This is a genomic window from Mycoplasma sp. CSL10166 (assembly GCF_017116885.1).
Taxonomy (GTDB): domain Bacteria; phylum Bacillota_I; class Bacilli_A; order Mycoplasmatales; family Metamycoplasmataceae; genus Mycoplasmopsis.
Window position 1 is genome coordinate 44,540 of sequence record NZ_JAFIRF010000002.1, and the last position, 20,917, is coordinate 65,456.

Genomic DNA, 20,917 nt, shown 5'->3' on the forward strand with positions numbered 1-20,917 from the left:
ACGATTTTAAACTAAAATTTATAATAAGTCAAACATCTAATGATACAATAATATTATTAAAAGTTATATTAAAAATTAAAACTCTAAATACTTCTATAATTATCATGGTATAGAATAGGCCGATTTGATGTGAAAACAGCCTAGCAAAAATAATTTAATTGATATTAACTCGCTAGAAAATTACACTTTAGAATATTTATTTATAAACCTCGAAATAGAGAAAGAAGATGAAGTAATTTTATTAGGTATTTATAATAAAATAAATAAATATTCTATTTATTATAATTGCAAAAGATTATTATAAGAAGCAACTCGAAACTCTTAATGGATACATAAATATTGATATGAATTTTTCGTCAAATTATGATCAATTAACTTACTGTTTTAAACACACTTTACTTGATTGATGATTATTTCACTTACACAAAAAATGATAATGATATCAAAGTTTCTCAAGAAAAGAATTTAAACAAAGAAAATAATTAGAATATTTCAAATAAATCAAGAATACATATTAAATTTTTAAATTACTTTTATTCAATAAAAAGAATTGAAAAATATATTAAAAAAATGAATTTTGATTTAAAATCTAAAATAACACCATATTCTGAATTTGTAATTCAAAAAGGTACTATGGCTATGGAAGCAGCAATTTTAAGACATGTTAATGCTATTTCTGATAATGTTTGAGAGCAAGAGGTAGTACCTGAATTGAAAAAAATTGCGAAAATGATGTAAGAGCAATGATTATAGTTTATGAGTTTATAATGTTTTTATTTAGAAAAAGATTTCCCGAAATTGATCAATTTGAATACAAATTAATCGATGTAGAAGGCGAAGACAACTATTATTCATATAATTCAGGAAAACTAGTTTATGGATTTAAAAAATAAAACTTAATGCTTTTTTTAATAATAAAATAGGTTAAAGCCTATTTTATTATTTTTTTGCTTTACCATTTATAATTTTATTTTAAATTAATCCACCCACTTTTATTTTATATTCTTATAAAAAGAGGGGTTAAAATAAAAAAAGTTAAACGTATTTTTTCTTTGCTATTATACATTTATTTTAACGAGGTCAACACACTTTGGTTTCAAGGTCTTTATAAAAAATCTAATTTAGTATTTAATTAATTGTTTTATATGATATAATAATATTACATTTTGATGGAACAGTACTCAAGAGGCTGAAGAGGCGGTCCTGCTAAGACTGTAGGGGAGGCAACTCCCGCGGAGGTTCGAATCCTCTCTGTTCCGCCATTTTTTTATACTTTTTTGTGTTTTGAATATTATTCAAAACTTTTTTATTTCTTTTATTCTTATAATTTTTTATTAAAAAATCAAAGCAAACTAATGCTTTGATTTTTTTATAAATTATTTAATCATTATAATTTAGCAAAGTAAACTACTGTTCTAACTAATTGAGAAACGTATGACATTTCATTATCATATCATGAGAATAATTTGTACACATTACCTTCTGAAGTTTTTTGAACTTGTGTTAATAATGAATCGAAAATTGATCCGTGTGTTTCACCAACGATATCTGATGAAACAATTGGGTTTGTTTCATATTTAAATGATTCACTTTCAGCTTCTTTCATAGCTGCGTTTACTTCTTCTAATGTAGGTTGTTTTTCTAATCTAACTGTTAAGTCAACGATTGAACCTGTTAAAACAGGAACACGAATTGCTGAACCGTCTAATTTACCTGCTGCTTCAGGAACTACTAATCCAATAGCTTTAGCTGCTCCTGTTGTTGTAGGAACCATGTTTGATGCTGCTGCACGTGCTCTACGTAAGTCACGGTGTGGAGCATCTTGTAATCTTTGGTCTCCTGTGTAAGCGTGAACTGTTGTCATTAATCCTGAAACAATTCCAAATTTATCTGATAATACTTTTGTTAAAGGTGCTAAACAGTTTGTTGTACATGAAGCTGCAGAAATTAATTTGTCATCTGCATTTAAAATGTCATGGTTAACATTGTAAACAACTGTTTTAACATCTGAATCAGATGGTGCAGAAACAACAACTTTTTTAGCTCCAGCTTTTAAGTGTTTTTCAGCACCTTCACGTTTTGTAAAGAAACCAGTTGATTCAACAACAACATCGATTCCTAATTCACCTCATGGTAAGTTTTCTGGATCTCTTTCAGCGAATACTTTAATTTCTCTACCATCAACTACAATAGCACCTTCTTTTGCTTTAACATCTGCATTTAATGCTCTAAATGCAGTATCGTATTTTAATAAGTGTGCTAATGTTTTAGCATCTGTTAAGTCGTTAACTGCAACAACTTGTACATCTGATTGTGATTCTAATAATCTACGGAAGAATAATCTACCAATTCTACCGAAACCATTAATTGCTACTTTTTTCATTTTATCCTTTCAAAGTGTTTTATTTTTTATATAAGAACATAACTTCTTTGTTATGTTTTAATAATTATAAACTTTTTTAACTTTTTATTTTATTTTTTTTAAAAATATTTCTTATATAAAAAGATTTTTAAAAAAGTTATAAAAAATAAAAAACATCTTTTTATGACGTTTTTTGAAGTAAATTAATCCTTTTTTTAGATTCGAATTGGTAATCAGTTGCATATAAAAATCCATTTTTAAATTTTAAGATTAAAGAATTATTATGTTTTTTCTTATTATGAGCATAAAAAATTTTTACTCTTTTTTCATTAAGTAAAATATAAGCCCCTGGATTAGAACTAAATGCTCTTATTTTATTAAAAGCATCTTCAACAGTCAGTGACGAATCTAAAAAAGCATCTTCTTTCGATAATTTAGGAGATAATGTGGCTAAATCATTATTTTGTCTTTCAATTATAAAATCATTTTTTTCAAATTTATTCAATCAATCTACAATTTTTTCTTGTGCCAATATACTTATTTTTTTAAACAATGTATCTGATGTATCAAATTCAGAAATATCAATTTTTGCTTTGAAGATAATGTCTCCAGCATCCATTATTTTATCCATGAATATTAAACTAATTCCTGTTTCTTTATCCCCGTTTAAAAGGGAATATTGTATTGGGGCCGCACCTCTATATTTTGGCAAAATAGAACCATGAATATTAATAGAGCCTAATTTAGCAATTTTTAGCACACTTTCTGGAATGTATTGTCCAAAGGCACATGTTAAAAAAATATCATACTCTAAATCTTTTAAATCTTGCTCGATATCTTTAATTTTAGTTGGTTGAAATAACTTTATATTGTATTTATTTGCAAGCATTTTTGTTGGAGTAGGGGTTACTTTATTACCCCTTTTATTAGGTTTATCTGGTTGTGAAACTATAGCAACAACATCAAAATTATTGATAATTTTCTCGAAAATAGGTACCGAGAAATCAGGTGTACCTGCTAAAACTATTTTCATTATTTATCCTCCAAATACTTATCATCAATTCACAAAAATTTCGGTTCTGATAATAATTTCATTGTCTTTATAATTTTTGTTGCCAAAGGTTTTAATTTTTTAACTTTTTTTGAATTAGAATCTGAAACAATATAAGCGTCATCTTTAAAAATATATTTATGTAAAAAAGACAAGCTAAAATAAGCTCCAAAATATACTTTTTTATTATTTGATAGTCGATTTGAAATTATATTTAAAAAAACTCTTTCTAAAAATCATGAAGATAATGTTTTCAACCCGATTTCGTCGATAGCCAAATATTCAATTTGACTAAGTTCGTAAATTAAATTATTAATAATTTCATTTGAATTCTCTTTTTTTAAACTATTTTTGACATAATCATCTAATAAATTTATATCAATATAAGCAACATTAAAATTTTTTTGAGCAATTAAATTAACATAAGAACTTAAAAATTCTTGTCTAACACTATCTACATCACCATAAACATAAAAATTCTCAAAAAACTTATTTTTATCTTTTTTAAGATTTTTTAAAAACTCTCAAACGGCATTTCCTCTTTTTATTTGACTTATATTTGAAGAAATAACATCTGTAGTTGGTTTAGAAATTTCGGTAAATGCAATATTCTCTTTCATCATATAATTTTTTGTGATCGAATTTTTCGAAAAAGTAGAATAAAATTCCAATTTTTCGTTTTGATTTCTTCTTACTTGAATAAGAAAAAATACATCCTTCGATGAATTATTTTTTCGCATTATAGAAAAATCATTTCTATTTTCAATTATTTCCTGATCTGAAATATTATACTTATCTAAGTACTTAATTAATTCAGAATCACTTTTTATAGAATCGATGAAAGTTTTATCATCAACAACTAAATTAGAATTGGCAAAATTAAGTTTGGGATCAATAATTTTTAATTTGCTATTCATTTCTACCTTGAATATTATTTTTTAAAACTATAAACTCGTCGTATATTGGTCTTAATTTACTATTATTAAACATTTTACCAATTAAATATTCTTCAGCCTCGTAATAATCATTAATATTTTGTGTTTCTAACTCTTTAATTAAAGTATTAACATACTTTGTTCAAGAATCTGTTTTGCGCGCTTTACGACCAATAAACATTGCTAGATTTAAGACTTTATAATCTGTAACTTTACTAGCTCAAAATGAAATTAAGTCATTATCCACCATTGATAATGAAATTTTATTAATTTGTGAATAAAATTCATCTGGTTTAAGATTTATTATCGCATCATAAGTATTTGTGTAAATAACACTCCCTGCTTGAAGAGGTATTTTAATATGTTGATTTTTAGTCATTACTCTTAATTCATTTTTTGTATATTCTTTTTTACCAACATTTGTGTAATGTTGTTTAATATTATTTTTAGAACTTGTTTCATTAGGATTAAACATATCAAAGAAATTTGTTGTAATGTCTTCATAATTAGAATCATCAATAACGCTAATTTTATGTTTCTTGGTACTTATTAAGTAATTCAAGTTAGATAAACCAATATTATCTTTTATTAAATTAGAAATATATTCATTATTTATAATACCGTTATAATCGAGTGGCTTTTGTAAATCAAAGATAGAAATAGCTTTTGAGTTGTCGTTATATAAATTAATTAAACCTACTGCCTCTAATTTTTTACGAGCAACATTTAAACTATCTATATTAATATTTAAATATAAACTTAAGAGACTAAATGGAAACTCAACCTTACGTCAATTAGATTCCTTCACAAGATCTAATAAATACTCATATAAGTAAACTGCCTCAGCACCCAAAAAAGGCCCGTAAAAAAGTCTAAGATTTTCACGATCCTCATTGCTAATAATAGTTGTTTTACTTATTTCGAAATTATCATAGTCTAAATTTACTTTTTCCATTATGTCCTCCTAAAATTTAGTAGCTTTATTATTTTATAATTATTATTGAGTTTTTAATAATATTTTTTTTATTTTTTTAGTTATCTCTCGATTATCATTATAGATATCCACAAATATTAAGTTTTTATTTTTTCTTTTTAAATCTATTATATAGTCATTTTTTTTATTTAGTCAGTCTACAAGAGGGTTTTCCACAACAAATTTATTTTTTCTATGAATAACAACAACATATTTTAATAATTTTGAAAAATCAATTATTTCAGAGTCTAAAACGGGCAATTCAATAAAATCGTAATTATTATTTACTAAATGTTCATAAATGTAAGGATAAATAATATTTTCAATTTTATATATATTATTAAAATTGTTTAATATTCATTCTTTTAATAATTGTTTACTAATAATTTGATCTTTTACTATAAAATCACCAATTTTTTTCTTCATTTCATAAATTAACTCATTATTAGTTTTATATAAATTAGAAACATAATCATCTAAAATTAATGTACTATATCCCATTTTTTTTAACTCTTGTATTATGGTGGTTTTTCCAGAACCAATTTGACCACAAATAGCTATAGGTTTATTAGAAGTTTTTTCTAAGTTCATTTATAACTACGCTTAATTCCAGTTCCATTAGTATATCCATGGCATTATTATAATTTAGTTGTAATTTATAAAATTCTAAATTTGTTTCAAAATTTTCAACATCACAATTTAATATAGATAAATTATATGACATTAAACCGGTTTGATATCCATTAATTAATTTATTTTTGACACTTTTAGTTAGATCGCTATTATTTTCTAAATTTTTATATATATTTTCAAAATTATTATACTTTTCAAGCAAACTTATAGCGGTTTTTTCACCAATTCCGAACACCCCCGGAAGATTATCTGAAGAATCTCCTTTTAACCCTTTGTATGAAGTTAATTGATTTGGTAGAAATTTAAAAATTTGAAAAAAATTATCTTTATTAATTTCTTTGTAGTTAGTTTTATCTTTACGAAGAATTGTTACATTTTCATCTACGAGTTGTAATAAATCATTATCTGCTGAAAAAACATATTTTTTTCCATTAACTTTAGAACAATATGTCGCAATTAAATCATCTGCTTCGTCTCCTAACTTTTCTTGTCAAACAACATTTAGTCCGCTTAATATTCTTTTAATTCAGTCAAATTGAGGGTAAAGTATATCCGGAGCTTTAGTTCTTCCTGATTTATATTCTGAAAAAATTTCATGTCTTTTTGTGGGGCCCTTAGCATCAAAAGCAACAAAAATACTATCAGGTCTCACAAATTTAATTAGTTTTAAAAATTGCATCATAAAAGCTTGAATTGCATTGGTAGGCACACCAAAAGAATTGCTTAAAATTAAACTACCTTCACCTCTATATGTTGCATAAAAAGATTGGAACATTAAATAATTACCGTCAATTACTAAACTCTTTTTGTTATTCTCCATAAATCTCCTCGTAATTTAATATATTGTAAAATCTATTATCTTTTTTAGAAATTAACACTCTTATTTTTCTTCTTGTATCTAAATTTATTAAATTTCTTATTTTGCTATTAAACCCATTTGCTGTTACAGTTGTTGAAAAGTCACTTATTTTCAAACTAGTTTGTCTTTCGTTTTTAAATCCAACCTTAACACTAATGAGTTCAACCTCTAATCATATTTTTTCTTCACCAACATTAGCTAGACAAGGCACATTATGATCTATTTGTTTATTATGAACTTTATGATAGGAAGTGTTGTAACTATTGCCTAATAATTTGATCTCTAATTCTTTTTGTTCTTTTAAATCGTTTGACTCAATAGGTAAATTTTTAGTATACATCTCCAAATTTAACTCTTTTATAAAGTCTAATAGATACGAATTATATTCTTCTTGGTGAATATTATTTCTTTTTATTCTAAGCACTAAGTCAGAATAAAAAGTTTTTGCTATATTAGTTCAAGAAAGTAGAGTATTTATATTATTAAATTCTCTCATTGAGCCAGACTTAATTAAAAGATCTATATTAGACTCACTTAAACCATACAGTCTCATTCTTAAGTATGCTTCAATAAAATTATTATAAAAACCATTAATACTACGTTCATAAACAATTTTATCAATTGCAACCTTACCAAGACCTTTAATCATTAAAAGCGGTAAAAAAATGGAATTATTATGAATATTAGCATCGTCACTAGAATAATTTATTGATGGTGTTTCGATGTTTATATTGCACAAAAAAGCTTCGTCCGAGTATTTTTTAATAGCGTCTAAATCACCACTACTTTCACTAAGTAGAACTTTAAAAAATAACATTGGAAATCTCGCTTTATAATATGCTAATTTATATGCAATTAAAGCATACGCAACGGCATGTGATTTATTAAATCCATAGTTAGCAAATTTTTCTATATTAAAGTATATTTTTTTTAAAATTTCGAAATTAATGTTATTTTTTAGCCCGCCTTCAAAAAACATCTTTCTGTAAGAATGTAATTTTGACTCATCTTTTTTAGAAATTGCTCTTCTTAATAAATCGGCTTGTGCGAAAGAAAGCCCTGATATCTTTTGGACTATTTCCATGATCTGTTCTTGGTAAACAATTATTCCGAAAGTTGATTTAACTATTTGATCATAAATCGGATGTATTTTTTCAATTAAATATGGATTGTTTTTATTTTTAGCATAAATCGGTATATACTCAAGAGGTCCGGGTCTAAATAATGAAATAATAGCATAAATATCGTCAAAACTATCAATTCTAACATCCTTAATTGTTTTTTTCATACCTGGAGATTCCAATTGAAAAATACCGTTTGTATTTAAGGAATTTAGTAAATTAAAAGTGATTTTATCGTTAAATAATGAAACATTGTCCTCTAAAATTGAATCAAAGTGATTTTCGGGTTCTAGACTTTTTTCTATATTATTAATAAAAGTTAAGTTTTTTAGACCTAAAAAATCTATTTTTATTAATCCATATTTTTCTAAATTATCAAGTGTCATTTCAACTTGTTGTAAGGTTTGTTGGTTTTTACGTACAGGAACAACATTATATAAGGGTTGATTACAAATTATTAAACCTGCGGGATGAACTCCGGTTTGCCTTGGTAATCCTTCAATTCTAGAAGCTAAATTATGTAACTGTGGATATTTATCTGCTCAAATTTTATATTTTTTGTTACTTTCATAATTTTCAATTAAATTTGAAAATTTAGAACTTATAGAAGCTGAAATTTTATCAATTTCATCTTTTGGGATTATAACTTCATTATGATTAATAAATCTAGCTGTGTCACGAATAGAATTTTTAGAAGCTAAAGTTTGAAATGTAGAAATAAAAGAAACATTTTCTTCGCCATATTTATTTTTCACGTATTCGAAAACTTCATCACGTCTTGTGTCTTGTATATCGATATCTATATCCGGTAACGTAACACGTTCAACATTTAAAAAACGCTCAAATAATAAATTAAACTCTAAAGGATTAACCGAAGTAATTTCTAATAAATAAGAAATTAATGAACCTGAAGCACTACCACGTCCAGGACCTATTTCAATACCTTGTTTACGTGCAAAACTAAGAGCATCTTGAATTATTAAAAAATAGTTTATGAATCCCAATTGTTTAATTACGTTAAACTCATAATTTATCCTATCATTAACTATTTTTACATCATATTCTTTTATTATTTTTTTATATCTTTTTCCAAGAATTAATTTTTTAAAAAAATCAATATTATCATTAGAAAAATTAGCTAATTTAATTTCACTATTTGGTTTAGTTATATTTATACTTTCAACAATATTGACCATTTGATCATAAACCTCTTGGTCTAATTCTTCAAATTCATTATCTAAAAAATAATCGTTGTATATCTTATTTACAACATCATTATTTGGATTGATAAAATTAAGAAGAGGTAACAATTCATTATCTTCTTTATGCAAAATTCTTTTTGTAGGTGCATAAACAACTTTTCTATTATTGATATTTTTCTTAGAATTAAAGTAAAAATTTTTGGGTAATTCGCTTAAAATTATTTTTTTCGCAACCATCCCAAGTTCAAAATGATCTATTACAAATAAATCATTGCTTTCAAAATCAAAAAGTGACAAATTATCACCTTTTGATTTTTTATAAATTAATTTTTGAATAAGCCTTAAACCTTCATTATTTCTTGCTAAAACAATTATCGTAAAGTTCTCATTTAGATAAAATTCAGAACCAATTATAGGTTTAAAATCATATTTTTCTTGAAAATTTCAATAATATTGAAGTCCAAATAAATTTTCTTTATCTGTTAAAGGAATATACTTAATATTCTTTTCTTTTGCAAGTTCTAAAAGTTCTTGAACTCTTATGGTAGAACTCAAAAATGAATATTCTGTATTTGTGTGTAGATATATTTTTTCTCTCATATATTAATTTTATATTTTTAATTAATAAATAAAAATATTTAATATTTTTTTAGAAAAAACTATTTAAAAGTAAAGAATAAATAATTCATTTTAAAATAATTTCAATCACCATAAAATTTATAAAATATAATTTTTTTATGAAGAAAGTAAAAAATAAAATTCTATTGTTTGTTTTCCTAAATCTTAGCGCATTACCAACAGTTACAATTTCATGTTCTCAAACACAAAACAAAGAAAATAATAACCAATATGTAAAAAGTACTAACTCTAAAAAAACAATAATTAACGAAAAACAAAATCAAAGTTCAAATCATAAAGATAACGAAACTAGCAAAACTACCGAAACATCTAATTCAAAAGAAAATAAAACAACAAATATTAACAATAAATCTAGTTTAGATTTAGATAATTTAAAAATAGTCGCTACAGAGAATATTTCCCAAATATGAAATTCTAAAAATAGAATGGATAATATAAATAAAAATAATTTTAGAATTATTAATATTCCTAACGGATATAAAGCAGAAGTAATTTCAATAAATAAAATAAAAGGAAATTCTAAATATAGCGATAAAATACGAATAAATTACACATGAACAAATACAATTTCTAATGAAAAAGGAACTCAAAATATCTTTTTTTATAGACCTTGAGATTTAAAAATAAATTATACTAGACCTCATTCTGGTTTAGCAGAAGGTAATAATGAAGAAAAAGAAATGCCTGAATTTAAAATTAATGAATTTGAAAATTTTATTTCAGGAATTAGTTTTCAAGTAGAAAAAAGTTTTTTCGATGAAAACTCAAACTTAATCATTTTCAATAAAGAACAATTAATTAATAATATATATAATTTTATTAATAGTAAATTTATCAATGGAGACGAAACAGAAAAAAACTTATTTGAAAACAATCCCGATCAATGAAAAAACAATTTTATATCTCAAAAATATAATAAAAAATATTCATTGGACAAAGTAAAGACACAAATAAAATGAGGGGAAAAAATTAATCCATTCAAAATGATTGATAATTCAAAATTTTTAGAAACAGAAATCAACGACTTAAATAAAATGTTAGTTGACAGATTTGATATAAAAACCACTTTTTATAAATTAAAATCAAATAATGAAGATATTTTTTATTTAATTCCTTCATTTGATTTTGTCGATAAATGAACAAATCAAAAAATAGTTAAAGTCGTGAATGTATATAATCAATTCTTTTATAATAATGATGATATTAGTTGATTATCAACCGAAAAATTAAATAATTATTTTAATAAAATAGCAGAAGAATCAAGTGAAAAATGAAATGACGACAGAATTAGTAGTCAAATTCCAATCGTTAACGCAATAAATTTCACAACAATGAATAATATATACGATGAAATAATAAACAGTTTAATCGATAAAGTTAAAAATATTTCAAAATAAATTAAAATCATCTCCATATTAAAAGGAGATGATTTTAAAAATAAAAATCCCAAACGGGATTTTAGGTCAATTTCTTGAAATGGAGCGAGTAAAGGGAATCGAACCCTCATAGTCAGCTTGGAAGGCTGAAGTTCTGCCATTAAACTATACTCGCAATTGCTTCTATAATATTATACACATTTTTAAAAATATCAAAATATTTTTATTTTTTTATTTAAACATGCACTTATTTCGTTTGCGTAATAATATTTTATCATAACTTTGAATATTTGTATAAAAAAATAAAAAAATATTGCATATAGCAATATTAGTAATCATCTATTGAAATAACAAATAATCTTGAATAGTCTTCAAAACCTAATTTGTAATATAAATTTCCCGCATGCGGATTATCAAAGAATAAAACTGGTGTATAGTTATTTTTTAATAAATAATCAGATAGTTTTAAAACACAATCTTTTGCATGACCTTTTTTTCTATATTCTTCAAGTGTAAAAACACCACCAAGCATAGCAACATTCTTTATTTGTGCACTAACCGAAGCATGTGAAATAACAATATCATTTTCGTATTTTATAAAACCTTTATAATACCCTTTATTAAGAGATGTTTTTAAGTAATCAATATCTAAAGCTTGAGAACTAAGTCCTTCAAATTCTTTAATTCTTTTTCTAGAATTTATTACATTTTGCAAATCTTTTTCCTCAATAATTTTTGAGCTAAGATCTTCTAAATTGTTTAAATCATAAAACTTTTCTTTATTTAGCTTCAAAATATATTCTTCTCTTACTCTAAAATTATTAAAGTTATTTGTCATAGCTATTTCTAAATCATTTCTAATAGTAGAAGAATAAATGATATTTTTTATTTTTTTATCCTTAATAAATTTAATTAGTGAATATATATTAAATTTAAAATCTTCTTTTGAGTATATCAATAAATTATTATAAAAACGCATAATTATTACCTTATATTCATCAACAAAATAAGTTTCGGTAACCTCTGAATGCAATCCAAATTCCTCAATATCTGATATTAAAAATAAATATTGTATAGGATCATCATTATATAGCAATTTTAATATAACTTCTTTATCTTTTTCGATGGCTTTTTTAAATTCAATCATTTTAAAACTCCTAACTATTTTTAATAACTTTTCAAGAAAAAGGAAAAACGCTTGGTGTGCTTCTTAATTTAATTATTTTAACAATTTTATTATCTCTATTTTCTTTAGTGCCGATTAAATCAGTAACTTCTAAATCAAATTTGATCTTTTTAAATATTTCTTTTGCGTCTTCTATTTCTTCTAAGACATTCTTACCTTTTAATAAATTTAATTCACCATTTACTTTTACTAAATGAAATGATGACATCAACATTCCTTTTACGCTAGCAACCGCTCTAGCAGTAACTATATCATAAATATTTTTGTCTTTAACTTCTTCAACTCTATATCGGTATATTTTCACAATATCTTCTAGTTTCAGAACATTTACAACTTCATTTAAAAAATTAAATCTCTTCAATAATGGTTCATAAATTGTAATTTTATGGTTTGGTTTAGTCAATGCAAAGGGTATAGATGGGAAACCTGCCCCTGAACCAACATCTAAAATGCTTAAATCTTTTTTATTTTTTGTAATTTCTAACATATATAAAAGAGATTCTCATATCCCTTCAGATCATAATCTTTCATTGCTAAACCCGGTTAAATTGATTATTTTATTTTTTTCTTCGATTAAATCAACGTATTTTTTAAATAACTCAAAGTCTCAATTGTTTTCTAAACATAATTTTTGTATTTCTTCTTTTTTTGTGTTTGACATAATGTATTTATTATATCAATATTTTACGAAAAAAATGTTAAAGAAAAAGTGTAGTTAACTACACTTTAAATATAATCATTGATTCCGTTAAATGTTTGTTCTTCAGGTTTATTAATTTTTCAATAACCAGTTTCTTTTCTTCTTTTTAATATTTGTTGTCTTTTTGTTTCTAGAATTGTTCAAATTCATGTGGCTATAAATATAGATGAATAAACTCCTATACCAATTCCGAATAACATTATTATATTAAATGAAAAATCAGTAGCATTAATAAATGCGAGTAAAACCGCAACAGCAAACATCGTTGTAAAAGAGGTATATAAACTACGTTTTAATATTTCACCGATAGAAGAATTGGCAATATTTATTATATCTTCTTTTGATAAAAATTGTTTATGATATTTAACCTTAACTGTTTCTCTTATTTTATCGAATGTAACTATTGTATCATTAATACTTAATCCTAATATAGACAACATCGCTGCAACTATTATTGTATTAACTTGAATTCTTGTTATGAATATAAATGCTAGGACAACTAAAAAATCATGAATCAAACCAATTATAGCAGCTATTGCAAAGGTTCAGTTCATTCTAATTAACATATAAATAATTATTCCTATAAAGCTAATTCCTGTAGCTATTAAAGCGTTTTGAACAAGTTTTGTAGCTTCAGAATAAGAAACAGAATAATTAGTAACTAAAACATCATCATTTATATTTAAAACAAAATCCTTGATAGATTGAAATTGATTTGTTAAATCTTGTTTTGTCCTAATTAAAACAACATAATTGTCGTTAGAATTTAATCCATTAATTTTAATAATATCCCCAGCGTCGTTGATACCTAAGTTTGTTGCGGAATTTATTAAACTATTAGATATTTCTTGAGCTTGTTTATAATTTAGATTTGTATTTTTTTCAAAATCTCCTTGAATGGTTATATTAATTCCACCACTAAATTCTATAGATCTATTAACTCCGTCTCAAAAAGAAATATTAAATCCTGCGAAAGCTCCAAAAACAATAGCGGCAATTATTAAGAAGATAAACGAAGATAAGGCAAATCATTTTGATTGTTTTATATAATTAAATTTAGCGACTTTAGAATTGAAATTGGTAGTTTTTCCGATTTTTTTCTTAGAAATACCTAATAATCACAATCTATTATCAAAAATACCCGTATTAACCATTAATGTTGCGATAAATTTCGAAAACACTAGCATTGAAAATAATGTAAATAACGTAGATAAAACTAAAGTAATTGAAAACCCTTTTACATCCTTAGTACCAAAATAAAACAAAATAAACCCAACAATTATTGTAGTCATATTGGCATCTATAATTGAAGTTAACGAACTTCTAGAAGAGTTTTTGAAGGATTTTTTTAGGGTATCACCTGAATAAACTTGTTGTTTTAACCTTTCATAAGTGATTACGTTTGCATCTACGCTTATACCTATACCAATTATTAATGCAGCTAAAGTGGCAGGAGAATATTCTCCTCTCAATGCTGTAAAAATTAATAAAGTTAGAAAAATATATAGCGCCATAGCAATTGTGCTTAAAGAACCTAAAAGACCATAATTTACAATCATAAAAATTGAAATCATAGAAAATATAATTATTCCAGCAATCATTGCATAAAAGAATGAATTGGAATTTAAATTAGCATCAACATATATGCTTGATAAAACACTTAAATCGTACTTGCTTAAACCGAAGTTAATTTTATTAGCAAGATCTATTGCGCTATCACGAGTAAAATTACCAGTAATACTTACTTTGTCTCCGTTAATTTGATAGTTAACTTGAGCAACACTAATTAAATATTTTTGGCGAATATTTAAAATAAATTCTTTTATTTGGTTAGCCTTGCCTTCTTTATCTTTTAATTCTTCATTAACATGGACAAAATTTCATAAATTTTCTCCAGATTTTTTCCACTCATCCGGATAATTATTTTTAGCAATTGTTAACAATTTATCTATATCTAATCAAATCAATAATAATTGATCTGCTCTTTTAGTTGCATATTCTGTTGCATCAGCTCATTGTTTTTGAGCATCAATACCATCTAATGTTATACTTACATCACTTCCACCTGTTGTTGGATTCGGAACATATGATGCACCATCCACTTTAAAAGGTGGTATTCAATTTTGAGGAGTACCATCTTCTAAAGAACCATTCCGGTTAAAAACACCATCGTAAAATAAAGGTTTAATATCTGAATCTGTTATAGTTAAAATGGGTTTTTCCACAATAGCTTTTTCAAAAGCAATTCTATCTGATTCAGAAATGCGGCCACTTTTTGTTATACGTATTTTTCCGTCACCTTCACTGTAGACGGATACTCCGTTTAATCCGGTACCACCAGTTAATCTATTAAATAATGATTTATTAACCTCTTCTGTTAATTCATTATTCGCATTTGCTCCATCTTGTTTAACTTGAATTAATACTTCAATACCGCCACCATATTCTATTGATTTATTAACATTTTTTCCTATATAAAAAACGCTACCAAAAACAATAGTCAACAATGCTATAAGTATTGTAGTTATATTCAAAATAAATCTTTTTCAATTATTAATTGATAATAATTTTTTAATATATTTCATACTTATTAAATATTACCATATTTTTTGTCTTTTTTTAGCGTTTTGTATTTTACTAATAACTTAAATTCAACTTAATTAAATAATCAATTCCTTCTGAAGTAATTTGTCTTCCTCTAGAATTTTTCTTTATTAATTTTAAATAAAGTAAAATGGGTTCAATTTCATTTAAAATATCTTGTTTTTCATGCGATAATAAGCTGGAAATAGTATTTAAAGATACAGGTTTTTCGTCAAAGCCATCTCTCAAAATATTTAAATAATGAATATGTTCTTTTGTTAAACCGTACTTATATAACTCAAGATGTTTTAATGCTTTTTTTACTATTTTTATATTTATCTGACCATTATTTATTGTTATAGCAAAATCATTGATTCTTTGTATTAAATGATTCGCTATCCTTGGCGTCCCTCTAGAATACTCCGCAATTTCCTTTAACAAAATATCATCAACTACAATATTAAGTTTTTTAGATGTTTTTCTTAGTATTTTGAATATATCATCATTATTATAATTAACTAGTCTTCCGATATATCCAAACCTATCTTTAAAAGGTTGTGGTATATAATTTAATTTAGTAGTTGCACCTATTAAAGTGAAAGGTTTGACTTTCATCCTTATGGCTTTTGAATTTCCGTCAACTCCTATGATTAAGTCAAAAACAAAATCCTCCATTGCATTATATAAAAATTCTACAATAGATTTGTTTATACTATGAATTTCATCTATAAAAACTATATCTCCACTATTTATAACAGAAAGAACATTTATAATGTCTGATTTCTTTTCTAAATTTGCACCTTGAATAAAGTGAATTTTTTTATTCATTTTAGTTGCGATGATACTTGCTAAAGTAGTTTTTCCCATACCTGGTGGTCCATATAATAAAACATGAGGTAAAGGAATATTTTGTTTCGTTGAACTTTCTACCATGGCATCCAAAGTTTTTTTGAGATTGTTTTGACCAATAAAATCATTAAAATTATTAGGCCTGAGTTCTCTGATTTTCATTTTTATAATTTATAGTTATTAAATTAATTCCTTCTTCAACCATTTTGTCAATATTATTTTTTTCTTTAATGTTATTTAAAGCAAAATCAATTTCTTGCTTTTTAAATCCTAACATAAATAAAGTCTCTTTTAATTCATGTTTTTTCCTGCTTTCATCACTAATTTTTAAATCTTCTTTCTTAACCATTTTAGATCATTTATCTTTTAACTCAACGCATATTAATTTTGCTGTCTTTTCACTCACAAAAGAACACTCTGACAGTATTGTTCAGTTATTGTTTGCTATTGCTATAGCAATGTTCTCTCATCCTTTTTCTAAAATGTTTAAACCAATTTTTGGGCCAATTTTATCAATTGATATTAAGTCTAAGAATAATATTCTTTCTTTAAAATCTTTAAATCCAAAATATTTTTTTACATAGTCAGTTGCATGTTCATATATATACAATTTTATTTTTTGTCCTACTTCAAATCTATTTAAATCAGGAACACTTAGCATGTAACCATCGCCCTTACTTTCGAATATTAAATTATTTTTGTTTTTATATACAATTTCTCCAATTTTATAAAGTATCATTTTTTCCTCCGTTTAATATTTAATTTTTTATTTAAATTAAGACTAAAAAAGGAAAATAAAAAATAGTGAATGATCACTATTTAAAATTATTTTTGGATTCTGTCATTTAATGCTTGAAAGTTTGCGACTTTCTTTCCGGCGTAAAAACCACAAAATTTGCAAACTACGTGTTGTTCGATCATCTTTGAACAATTTTTGCATTCTACTAAGTTTGGAACATCTAGTGCACTATGAGTTTGTCTTTTATGTTTACGTTGTTTTGATGTTTTACGTTTTGGTACAATTGCCATGGTATCCTCCTTGTGGTTTTATTAAATATTTAAATATTGCTTATATATTATAATACAAAACAGCTTTTAAAAAAGAAAAAAATAAATTACTTTTAAATATAAAAAATAGTCTAATTGAGTGTATATTCATAATGCAAACGACATTTTTGAACAAGTTTATATATTAAATAATTAGAAGTTGACAAAGTTATTTTGTTATAATAATAATCATGAAGCACCTAAAAAAATATAGAAAAGTAGGAATTGTAGTAGAATATAACCCCTTTCACAACGGTCATATTTATCAATTAGAATGAATCAAAAACAAATTTCCTAACTCTAGAATATACGTGGCAATATCTCATAAATTCTCTCAAAGAGGAGAATTTATATGTACATCATATTGAAAAAGAAGAAAAATAGCAAAAAAATATGGTGTTTCGAAATTTATAAAATTAGATGTTAATATTTCATCGCAAGCTGCACATATTTTTGCACAAAAAAGTATTGAAAAATTATACAAAAAAGGTATAGATACTCTTGTTTTTGGTAGCGAAACTAGTGATATAAATGTTTTTAAAAAAATAGCGGAAACTATAAATAATAATAAAGATAAATATAACTATTTAGTTAAAAAATATCTAAAACAAGGGGGTAACAGTTTCCCGAGAGCATCGAATTTGGCACTTAATGAATTGAGTTGCGCAAACATAAGTATGCCAAATGATATTTTAGGCTTAGAATACGTAAAAACAATAATTAATAATAATTATAAAATTGAGCCATATTGTCACACAAGAACTATAGAATTTCATTCAAATAATACTAATAATAAATTTGCGAGCGCAAGCAAAATAAGAGAAATGTTAAAGAATAATGAAGACATTTCAGTTTTTACTCCAATGAAATTAAAAAGTATTAAAAGTAAATTTTTAATAGAAAATACATATGGAAAATTTAAAAAAATAGTTACAAACTTACCAAAAGAAGAAATAGAAAAATTTAAAATGATCTCCGAAGGTATGGAGAATTTATTTAAAAAAAATATATATCATGATAATTATTTTGACTTTATAGATTCTTGCGTTAGCAAAAGATATACCAGAAGCAGAATAAAAAGAGCATATCTTTTTGTACTTCTAAAAATAAAAAAGAGTTAGTCTAAGACTTTAACTTCATATGGTGCTAAAACCTTATTTTTATTTAGTTTAATTGATTTATTGGATAAATTAAATGCTATTTCAATTTTTTGATCATCTACAAATAATTTAATCCTAAAAACTTCTTTTTTTAAAAAGAAGTTTTTAAAAAACAATAATCTTACTTTTTTTGAAATTAAAAAATTAAAATCAAAAGACCTTTTTATTATAAAATCAAAAATAAATTTATTTACAATATCATCATAATTTAAAACTGAAATTACGTTCGTAAAATTGTCTTTCTTATATTTTTGCAAAGGAAAAAAAGCTATATTCTTAGGAACTAAAAATATTTTTTGTATAATCAATAACATTTGTTCTAATTTAAATATTTTTTCAAATGATTTTGATTCTAAAAATAAATTAAAGTTATATACAGGTATATATTTTAATTTGATTAATCTATCCATATCGTAAAAACTTTTTAAAAAATCATCATTAATTGTTTGTTCTAAAAAAATATCATCAAAAACGTTATTATCGATTAGATTAGTTTTGAGAGTTTCTTTATTATTGTATAGTAAAATTTTTGTATTATTTTTCTTTTTAAAAAGTAATAAATTGTCATATAAAATTTTCTTTAGATCCAAAATATCTTGTTTTATTTTTTTATCAAAAGAATAAAAAACATTTTCAAAAACTAAACCGCTTACATAAAAAAGATAAATAAATTCGTTGTAAATATCGTTTAAATTATCGAATAAACTTAGACGTTCTTTATTTTCATTTTTTTCTGATAAATCTATCTCTTGAGTATATATAAGATCATTATAATCCATAATACTTGTTTTACTAAAAGAAATATATTCTGTATTTACATTATTATCAACTTCCTCTTTCTTTCGCTTATTAATTATTTTAGATATAGAAATTATATTGTCAAAAGTTAATTTATAATAAATTGAAACATTATCTAGAGATATAATATTTTTACAAAAAATTTTTAAATTCTCTAGTTTATATTTTAGATTTTTTGATGAGTATTCATCTATAGTTTGCTCAGAAACCCTATATAAATTTCTAAAAAAACTAAGATAAATATCAGGTAATACAATAATTGTTTTTATCCCTTTTTCACTTAATAAGGCAACTTTTTTTATTATTTTTTTATAATACTCTATAGAATTTTTTTTATTACTATCAACAAGTATTTCTTTTTGTAAAAACAAGTAATTAATTGTATATTTATTTTGTGAAGTTTGTAATCAAGAATGTTTCAAATATTTCATAGTTTTCTACCCCTAAACTTTTAGATTGCAAATCAACAATACCTAAATTAATTAAAATATTTTTAATTTTTTTAATTCCAAAAATATTAACCAATTTTAAAACTTTTTTTACTCTTCATTCTGGAATTTTTAACTTAGAAGATATATCAAAATAATTCATCTTTAGCTTATTATTAAGTATATGAAGTTTATATGATAATGAAAAAATATTTCTTAACTGCGCGATTAAAAGATGTATATCATCACCTTCGTTAAATCTTTCTTTATATTTTTGGTAAATATTATTTAAATTATTAGTTTCGATGGCATTCATAAAAGCAAAAGAATCTTCTAAAACATAATTTTGAATGTTGTTATTTATTAAGGAATAATTAATTTGACTATTAAACTTTAGCATTTTATCAATTTCGTTTATTATTATTGATAAATTATTAGGTAGTTTATTAGATAAGGAAGTAGCATCAAAAAAACTTATTTTTCCTCCTTTTGAAGTTATATAAGAAACAATAAAATTGACGATAGATTTAGAATCTAGCTTTTCAAAATTAAAAACCTTTGCGGTTTCAATCAAAAATTTGACAAAATTATTTCTCTCAAATGAATTTTTTCTATGTATAAATACAACTTTATGTAATCTATTATTTTTTAGAGCACTTATTAAAACTTCGGATAACTCATTTTGTACTTTTGTTATTTTTTTAGAATCAATTATTTCAAAATTTTCAACCAATATAAGTTTTTGTGTTGAAAATAAACCAAAACTAGAAACGGATTCTGTTAACTCACTAATTGTATAATTATCTTTAAAATAAATTATATTCTCGTCTAAAAAATTGTCTTTTAATTCATCTATTTTATTATTTATAAAATATTCTTCGTTACCATATATAAATATCATATTTTAATTATATATATTTTTCTCTTGTTGTAAATCATATAATCATATAAATTAAAATAAAAATCAAATTTTTACAAGTATTCAGATCTAAATCTAAAATAATTTTAATATTTG

The 20,917-nt window shown here is 24.0% G+C and carries 19 protein-coding genes and 2 tRNA genes; 5 read left to right on the top strand and 16 right to left on the bottom strand.

What is annotated here, in order from left to right; genetic code table 4:
• The first annotated feature begins 570 nt into the window (after nt 1–570).
• From JXZ93_RS02505 to JXZ93_RS02515, 3 genes are all read left to right on the top strand, one after another.
• Nucleotides 571–738 (top strand): hypothetical protein, encoded by a 168-nt coding sequence (locus JXZ93_RS02505; protein WP_205852641.1) that lies wholly within the window; start codon nt 571–573, stop codon nt 736–738.
• A 5-nt stretch (nt 739–743) separates the two neighbouring features.
• Nucleotides 744–893, top strand: a complete 150-nt coding sequence (locus JXZ93_RS02510; protein WP_205852642.1) for a hypothetical protein — start codon at nt 744–746, stop codon at nt 891–893.
• A gap of 278 nt (nt 894–1,171) precedes the next feature.
• Nucleotides 1,172–1,262: transfer RNA gene (locus JXZ93_RS02515), tRNA-Ser, on the top strand.
• A 125-nt stretch (nt 1,263–1,387) separates the two neighbouring features.
• Here the strand turns inward: JXZ93_RS02515 and gap are convergent.
• The 7 genes from gap to dnaE all read right to left on the bottom strand — a co-directional run bounded on the left by gap (nt 1,388) and on the right by dnaE (nt 9,736).
• A complete protein-coding gene (gap, locus tag JXZ93_RS02520) occupies nt 1,388–2,383 on the bottom strand; it encodes a type I glyceraldehyde-3-phosphate dehydrogenase (RefSeq protein WP_205852072.1) in 996 nt (331 codons plus the stop codon).
• Between the two features lie 160 nt (nt 2,384–2,543).
• Entirely contained in the window at nt 2,544–3,395 is an 852-nt protein-coding gene (fmt, locus tag JXZ93_RS02525) for a methionyl-tRNA formyltransferase (RefSeq protein WP_205852071.1), read from the bottom strand.
• Nucleotides 3,395–4,330 carry a hypothetical protein gene (locus JXZ93_RS02530; RefSeq protein WP_205852070.1) on the bottom strand — a complete coding sequence of 312 codons (936 nt, stop codon included), beginning with the start codon at nt 4,328–4,330 and terminating at the stop codon, nt 3,395–3,397. The genes fmt and JXZ93_RS02530 overlap by 1 nt, the downstream gene beginning before the upstream one ends.
• Nucleotides 4,323–5,303: a hypothetical protein gene (locus JXZ93_RS02535; protein WP_205852643.1), complete on the bottom strand. Its 981-nt coding sequence runs from the start codon at nt 5,301–5,303 to the stop codon at nt 4,323–4,325. The genes JXZ93_RS02530 and JXZ93_RS02535 overlap by 8 nt, the downstream gene beginning before the upstream one ends.
• A 42-nt stretch (nt 5,304–5,345) precedes the next feature.
• Complete coding sequence (locus tag JXZ93_RS02540) at nt 5,346–5,912, bottom strand: dephospho-CoA kinase (protein WP_205852644.1); 567 nt, start codon at nt 5,910–5,912, stop codon at nt 5,346–5,348.
• Entirely contained in the window at nt 5,890–6,774 is an 885-nt protein-coding gene (locus JXZ93_RS02545) for a 5'-3' exonuclease (RefSeq protein WP_205852645.1), read from the bottom strand. Before JXZ93_RS02545 ends, JXZ93_RS02540 begins: the two co-directional genes overlap by 23 nt.
• Nucleotides 6,764–9,736, bottom strand: coding sequence for a DNA polymerase III subunit alpha (gene dnaE / locus JXZ93_RS02550; protein WP_205852646.1), 2,973 nt, complete (start codon nt 9,734–9,736; stop codon nt 6,764–6,766). The genes JXZ93_RS02545 and dnaE overlap by 11 nt, the downstream gene beginning before the upstream one ends.
• A gap of 137 nt (nt 9,737–9,873) precedes the next feature.
• On the opposite strand from dnaE, the gene JXZ93_RS02555 reads away from it, so the two are divergent.
• A complete protein-coding gene (locus tag JXZ93_RS02555; RefSeq protein WP_205852647.1) occupies nt 9,874–11,172 on the top strand; it encodes a hypothetical protein in 1,299 nt (432 codons plus the stop codon).
• An 80-nt stretch (nt 11,173–11,252) separates the two neighbouring features.
• On the opposite strand, the gene JXZ93_RS02560 is transcribed toward JXZ93_RS02555, so the two are convergent.
• The 7 genes from JXZ93_RS02560 to rpmF all read right to left on the bottom strand — a co-directional run bounded on the left by JXZ93_RS02560 (nt 11,253) and on the right by rpmF (nt 17,498).
• A tRNA-Gly gene (locus JXZ93_RS02560) sits at nt 11,253–11,326 on the bottom strand.
• A gap of 153 nt (nt 11,327–11,479) precedes the next feature.
• The gene (locus tag JXZ93_RS02565) at nt 11,480–12,298 is read right to left on the bottom strand and encodes a GNAT family N-acetyltransferase (protein WP_205852064.1); all 819 of its coding nucleotides are present in this window, start codon (nt 12,296–12,298) and stop codon (nt 11,480–11,482) included.
• A gap of 10 nt (nt 12,299–12,308) precedes the next feature.
• Entirely contained in the window at nt 12,309–12,998 is a 690-nt protein-coding gene (gene rsmG / locus JXZ93_RS02570) for a 16S rRNA (guanine(527)-N(7))-methyltransferase RsmG (RefSeq protein WP_205852648.1), read from the bottom strand.
• Nucleotides 12,999–13,063: 65 nt separating this feature from the next.
• A complete protein-coding gene (secDF, locus tag JXZ93_RS02575) occupies nt 13,064–15,622 on the bottom strand; it encodes a protein translocase subunit SecDF (RefSeq protein WP_205852649.1) in 2,559 nt (852 codons plus the stop codon).
• A 52-nt stretch (nt 15,623–15,674) separates the two neighbouring features.
• Entirely contained in the window at nt 15,675–16,631 is a 957-nt protein-coding gene (ruvB, locus tag JXZ93_RS02580; RefSeq protein ID WP_205852650.1) for a Holliday junction branch migration DNA helicase RuvB, read from the bottom strand.
• On the bottom strand, nt 16,606–17,208 hold the full coding sequence (gene ruvA, locus JXZ93_RS02585) for a Holliday junction branch migration protein RuvA (protein WP_205852060.1): 603 nt from the start codon (nt 17,206–17,208) through the stop codon (nt 16,606–16,608). The genes ruvB and ruvA overlap by 26 nt, the downstream gene beginning before the upstream one ends.
• An 86-nt stretch (nt 17,209–17,294) precedes the next feature.
• Nucleotides 17,295–17,498: a 50S ribosomal protein L32 gene (gene rpmF / locus JXZ93_RS02590; RefSeq protein ID WP_174892728.1), complete on the bottom strand. Its 204-nt coding sequence runs from the start codon at nt 17,496–17,498 to the stop codon at nt 17,295–17,297.
• 209 nt (nt 17,499–17,707) lie between these two features.
• Between rpmF and JXZ93_RS02595 the strand changes: the two genes are divergently transcribed.
• Complete coding sequence (locus JXZ93_RS02595) at nt 17,708–18,637, top strand: nucleotidyltransferase (protein WP_241007142.1); 930 nt, start codon at nt 17,708–17,710, stop codon at nt 18,635–18,637.
• On the opposite strand, the gene JXZ93_RS02600 is transcribed toward JXZ93_RS02595, so the two are convergent.
• Nucleotides 18,634–19,905 carry a hypothetical protein gene (locus tag JXZ93_RS02600; protein WP_205852651.1) on the bottom strand — a complete coding sequence of 424 codons (1,272 nt, stop codon included), beginning with the start codon at nt 19,903–19,905 and terminating at the stop codon, nt 18,634–18,636. The genes JXZ93_RS02595 and JXZ93_RS02600 overlap by 4 nt on opposite strands.
• Complete coding sequence (holA, locus tag JXZ93_RS02605) at nt 19,862–20,803, bottom strand: DNA polymerase III subunit delta (RefSeq protein WP_205852652.1); 942 nt, start codon at nt 20,801–20,803, stop codon at nt 19,862–19,864. Before holA ends, JXZ93_RS02600 begins: the two co-directional genes overlap by 44 nt.
• Between the last annotated feature and the right edge of the window lie 114 nt (nt 20,804–20,917).